The sequence below is a fragment of the Lentilactobacillus sp. TOM.63 genome, assembly GCF_030361045.1.
Classification (GTDB): domain Bacteria; phylum Bacillota; class Bacilli; order Lactobacillales; family Lactobacillaceae; genus Lentilactobacillus; species Lentilactobacillus dabitei.
The window spans coordinates 1-4,625 of record NZ_JAUCAP010000120.1 but is presented as its reverse complement, the minus strand read 5'-3'; the positions used below and the strand labels follow the sequence as shown (position 1 = coordinate 4,625).

Annotated in this window: 5 protein-coding genes; all 5 read right to left on the bottom strand. The window is 42.7% G+C overall.

Annotated elements, in window-relative coordinates; all coding sequences use genetic code 11:
• Positions 1-501: 501 nt before the first annotated feature.
• The 5 genes from QUF07_RS13265 to QUF07_RS13245 all read right to left on the bottom strand — a co-directional run bounded on the left by QUF07_RS13265 (position 502) and on the right by QUF07_RS13245 (position 4,584).
• On the bottom strand, positions 502-1,170 hold the full coding sequence (locus QUF07_RS13265) for a hypothetical protein (protein ID WP_289427875.1): 669 nt from the start codon (positions 1,168-1,170) through the stop codon (positions 502-504).
• The gene (locus tag QUF07_RS13260; RefSeq protein ID WP_012695384.1) at positions 1,167-2,414 is read right to left on the bottom strand and encodes a relaxase/mobilization nuclease domain-containing protein; all 1,248 of its coding nucleotides are present in this window, start codon (positions 2,412-2,414) and stop codon (positions 1,167-1,169) included. Before QUF07_RS13260 ends, QUF07_RS13265 begins: the two co-directional genes overlap by 4 nt.
• On the bottom strand, positions 2,393-2,731 hold the full coding sequence (locus tag QUF07_RS13255) for a plasmid mobilization protein (RefSeq protein ID WP_056986456.1): 339 nt from the start codon (positions 2,729-2,731) through the stop codon (positions 2,393-2,395). Before QUF07_RS13255 ends, QUF07_RS13260 begins: the two co-directional genes overlap by 22 nt.
• Positions 2,732-3,463: 732 nt before the next feature.
• Entirely contained in the window at positions 3,464-3,664 is a 201-nt protein-coding gene (locus QUF07_RS13250) for a hypothetical protein (RefSeq protein WP_289427867.1), read from the bottom strand.
• Positions 3,661-4,584, bottom strand: a complete 924-nt coding sequence (locus tag QUF07_RS13245; RefSeq protein WP_153109706.1) for a replication initiation protein — start codon at positions 4,582-4,584, stop codon at positions 3,661-3,663. The genes QUF07_RS13250 and QUF07_RS13245 overlap by 4 nt, the downstream gene beginning before the upstream one ends.
• Positions 4,585-4,625: the final 41 nt, after the last annotated feature.

Below are 4,625 nucleotides of genomic sequence, written 5' to 3'. Positions count from 1 at the left end.
TAACTCCGGTTGATATTTAACTAGTTCGTTGCTCAAAAAACCACCTCCTAAATTAGAGGCTACCATATCAAGGACGGAACCTCAAGACGAGACCCCCATAAACAGACAATTGGACCCCCATAAACAGACAATTGGACCCCCATAAACAGACAATTGGACCCCCATAAACAGACAATTGGACCCCCAAACATTTGTGAAACGCTTGGGAGAGTAACGTGGAACATGCCCTTAAAAGAGGTTTTAAAAGAGGTTTTAAAAGAGGTTATAAAAGAGGTGGGGGTCTCCGACTTCGTCTCCGTGCCCCAAAATGCCAAATCAGGACCAAAAACCAAAAAGGAGTGAGCGAAAAGCACGCTCACATTTTGCTTGCAGCGTTCAACTTCGTTCACTCGCTAAATTCAAAATCAAAAGCGTGGTTCAGGAAAAGCCTCGACTGACGCTCGGCAGGTAAGCCCAGATAGGCATAAAAGGCCATATTTTGCGTTCTAAGCTCATTTAGGACTACCAGCGAGTATTATCATGTTTTCTCCAGAACAACAGCTTAGACGGCTGAAAATCGACTAATTGTTGGACGGCATGCACTAATAACCAGAAACTGGCATAAAGAGCGCCCGCTAATAAAACAAACCCAAGCAGGCCAAGCACAATCGCACCATAGGGGTGCTGGGGCTGAATCGCGAGCACGGTAGCATACAGTTTGTGCAACCCCCAACCTTGCCAAACGCCTTGATAAATCAGCTTTTCAAGCACAAAGAAGATAATTGCGGTTAGCAACAAGCAAACGGCGCTTCCCGCCAAGATAGGCATTAGATTGCGCCAAAACTGTTGACGCTGATGAGCTTCAGACCTATCAAGCACAGCTTTTAGCTCTTCTTTCGCTTGGTCGAGTTGTTGCTTGTAGTCCTCGACAGAATCAATGAATGCTTGTTTGAGTTGGTCGGGGTTAATCGCATCTAATCGGGCATGTGCTTGCTCATCGAGCCAAATCTCTGATCGTTTCAATGCGTCTGCTTGTTTTTGTTGTAGGTCGGTAGTGTCGACAGTGTAAGCCATTTGTGCCGCAGCAGCTTCTTTGACGATTTTTTGCAATTCTGGAACTTTACTTAAATCTACCTTGCCATTGGCGTAGGCTATTAAAATTTGACGTGCTAATTCTTCGTTTTGACTCATCTTGAGCGTCCCTCCGGTTCTCGATAGTAGCTTCTTTGTGGTTGTTGCGGTTGTTTCTTTGGTGCCATTCGCTTAGCTAAGTCCTGTTTGATAGCGTTTTGTCGGGCTTGCTCCTGTTTAGCAAGGTCAGCTTTGAAGCGACTTGCCACGTCTTTATACAGCTTGCTGTCAATTACTCGTTGTTCAACTTTGCCAGCAAACTCTCGTACTGCGCCTGTAAAGTGCTGTAGGTGGTCTGCAATTGGCTTAACTGCGTTTCTAAGTTGGTCAATTCTTGGTTTTCTTGATTGAGCTTGTCGTTCTCGTTGTTCAAGCGCTGTATCTGTACTTGTTGTCTCTCGCACAAGTTCAGTAGCTCGGCTTTGGTCTTCACGATCGAGTTGCTGTGCTGTTCGTTCTCTAGTTCGTCTCTCCAGCTCATTCAGAATCGTCTCCTTTTCGTAATCAGTGCCGAGTCGTTTACCCCTTGCACGTCTCTGCTTCTTATTGGCGTCTAAAAAGGCGTATGAGACGTTTTGACCACGAACAGATACATTTACGCCGGACCTAGCTAAAACGTCTGAGAACGTCTTAAAATCGCAAATAGACGTATCCTGCATAGTAGTATCAATTCGACCTCGTAAATCGTGCATGTACGAGTATTGCCCTTTTTTGGTCAAGTCCTGTTCTGTTCTGGACTGGTGTTCACGCACGGGTTCAATGACTTTCCAGCCTTGCTCTTTGGAAATTTCGTCATTGGCATTTCTAGCACGTTCAACAGCAGAACCCTTACGCTCATCAAGCTTTTTACCAGTTTGAAGATTGACCTTGTTGATGATGATGTGGTTGTGCAGAATGTGATTTTGACCGTCTAGATGCGTATAAACAGCAGTTTGATAGTCAGGATAAAGCTTTTCAGCAAGCTCACAGCCTAAGTCATTAGCTCGTTGCCAATCTCTGGTATTCGTAGGGTCTAACTCGTTCAAGGCAAAAGATTGCGTGATGCGTAGCACCTGATTGCGTCTTGCTGTTTGATTGAACGCTTGCTGAACGGCCTTAAATTGTTCCTTGGCAATGACTGGGTCAATCCCATTAGTCCCGCCAACGGCCACCGCACGACAATCTTTGAGGGCGTCAAGACGCTCTAGTCGGTTTTCTTCAAGCCAGCGTTCCGTGTGTTCATGCAGGGGCTTGTCTTTACCTAACGCATAATCCAACGCACTAGCGGCACTGGCGCCGTTGGTTACTTTTGCAATTGTCGCCATAGTTGCCGTTGCGCCTCCTGCATTTTTTTGATTTCAGCTAACATGGCTGGTGTCAAAGGATCGCCTTGGTTAAGTTTCCGCGTTATTTGGTTTAAGTTTGTTCCTTGACGGGTTAGTTCGAGAATGATTTGTTGCGTGTCACTGGCGGAAAAATAGGGCTTACGTAGATTTGATTTCAAAGCCAGCTGTTTGGCATAACTAGAAACCGTTAGACCGTAAGTGCTTGCTGACTGTGATAGCTTCTCGTATTCAAGTTCATTTAGACGAAAGTTAATTCGTTTAGTTTGTTTATCTGAATTGGCTTTAATATTTGCCATGAAGTTCACCCCTAAGAATCATCATTATCAATCTGCCCTATGCGGTTAGATTTTTAATGAGTTAATGTAAGTATAAACGCTTCCTTTTCGGTCACGTTTACCCTAACATTAAAAAACAAATACTGCAAGCTGTCGGAATGACATACATTTTGCTCCGCAAAAGTCTGCCTATTCCTGCTTGAAAAGAGGGCGCTTCGCTCCCCCTTTTATCCCCCTAAAATCAAAGTCAAAAGCATGCCGATTTCGCTTCGCAAAACGACACAAGTTCAAACCCGAAAACCTGCCCTTTTTTTGCAAAAAAAGGACACAAAAAAAACCGCACAAAAAAAGCCGAAAGTTTGCTGTTCGCAAATCGGCTTTTTGGTACGCTATGATTGCGCATTTTCTTTTCGAAATTGGCTTAACCATTGGCTAACTTCTTATACAGGTTTTTAGGGTTTAACACGACACCAATTTATTTGATGTATAAGTGCACCTTTATTTTGCTTTACAAAATTTACGGACGGTTTAATTTAGTGATTATTTATAAAACCAGTAATAAATCCATAAAGCATAGGTAAAATAAGACCAAGGCATAAAAGGATAAAGCCCAAGCGACACCATATATTTAACTTTGGATATAAATCCTTGAAATTAAACAACATAATTATCAGACCTAAAAAAGCAATAAAATATCCTGATGTATAAATCATTTTGAATTTCCCTTCAACCAATCATGAGTAGTAATACTTTCTACATATTCAGAATTTTCTTCATTTTCTTCAATTGCTCGTTGTACCGTCCAGCTATTATGAATTTCAACTTGAACGACTTTGCGACCGTATCGACCTTGTAAAATTCACGTCCCAACTTCTCGTACTTCTTGGCTAGTGCCTTGCGCTTACGCACTTTCAGTTTCTTTTCTAGTTTCGCAATACGTTCTAATTCGGTCATCGTAATCCTCCGTTTCGTAGTTTTTCGAGTATTTTTTGTCGCTCCTCTGCACGAATCTGTTCTTCGCGCGTCTCTTGTTCTTGTTTATTATGTTCCGCTTCGGTCGTTCCTAGCTTGAGACCTTTGATTTTATCAATTGCCCGCCATTTTTCTTTGTCGGACAGTTCGCCATTGTGCTCGATATTGAATTTGGCTTTTTTCAGGCGTTCAGTCTTGCTGACTTGGACATCTTCGGCATCTTTGCGTTCAGGTTTCCATGCAAAAGAATAGCCAATAACAGGCTTTCCTCGCCCTTTACCGTATTTCTTGCGGACAGTTAGCCCACGAAATAGGGGGGTAAGTTCTTCTTTGATTGGTTTTATCACTTTTTTGTTAATGTCGCCTTGCCGATAAGTTTTTGGAATATCAAGTAACTCATCAAAATCTGCTTTGGAAAAGTAGGCGTATCCAGTTGTCCGATAGCCTTTGAGTAATCGAAACATGGTTTTGGCATAGCTACTTTTTAGGTCGCGAAACTCGATAAGTGCATACCGCACCCAACTCTCTAGATTGTTCAGCAAGGGCAAAGCGTCTTTGTAGATTTCTACGTCAACGTACGGCTCGTCTACGTCACCGTTGATCTTAAATTTGGTAAACATGACAAATCTTTCGAACGACAACCCACTTTTGCTTTGGCTACCGAAACGCAAGTCCATCAAGTGGTCGTAGGTGCGTTTAATATCGTCGATAAAGCGCCGATTAGCTGTGGGTTTGTAATTACTTAACTCTTTTAGCTGGTCAAAGCTAAAGCGGACGGTTTGGTCACCCTTATCACGCATTCTAGACACAATTGAAAAAAATAAATTCATCTCAACAGGACTAAATTTACGCAGAGGAATTGTATTTAACTCCGGTTGATATTTAACTAGTTCGTTGCTCAAAAAACCACCTCCTAAATTAGAGGCTACCATATCAAGGACGG

What these genes read in the sequence shown, in the direction of transcription:
- QUF07_RS13260 (WP_012695384.1), bottom strand. Translation starts at nt 2,414, where the DNA reads ATGGCGACAATTGCAAAAGTAACCAACGGCGCCAGTGCCGCTAGTGCG.
- QUF07_RS13265 (WP_289427875.1), bottom strand. Translation starts at nt 1,170, where the DNA reads ATGAGTCAAAACGAAGAATTAGCACGTCAAATTTTAATAGCCTACGCC.
- QUF07_RS13250 (WP_289427867.1), bottom strand. Translation starts at nt 3,664, where the DNA reads ATGACCGAATTAGAACGTATTGCGAAACTAGAAAAGAAACTGAAAGTG.
- QUF07_RS13255 (WP_056986456.1), bottom strand. Translation starts at nt 2,731, where the DNA reads ATGGCAAATATTAAAGCCAATTCAGATAAACAAACTAAACGAATTAAC.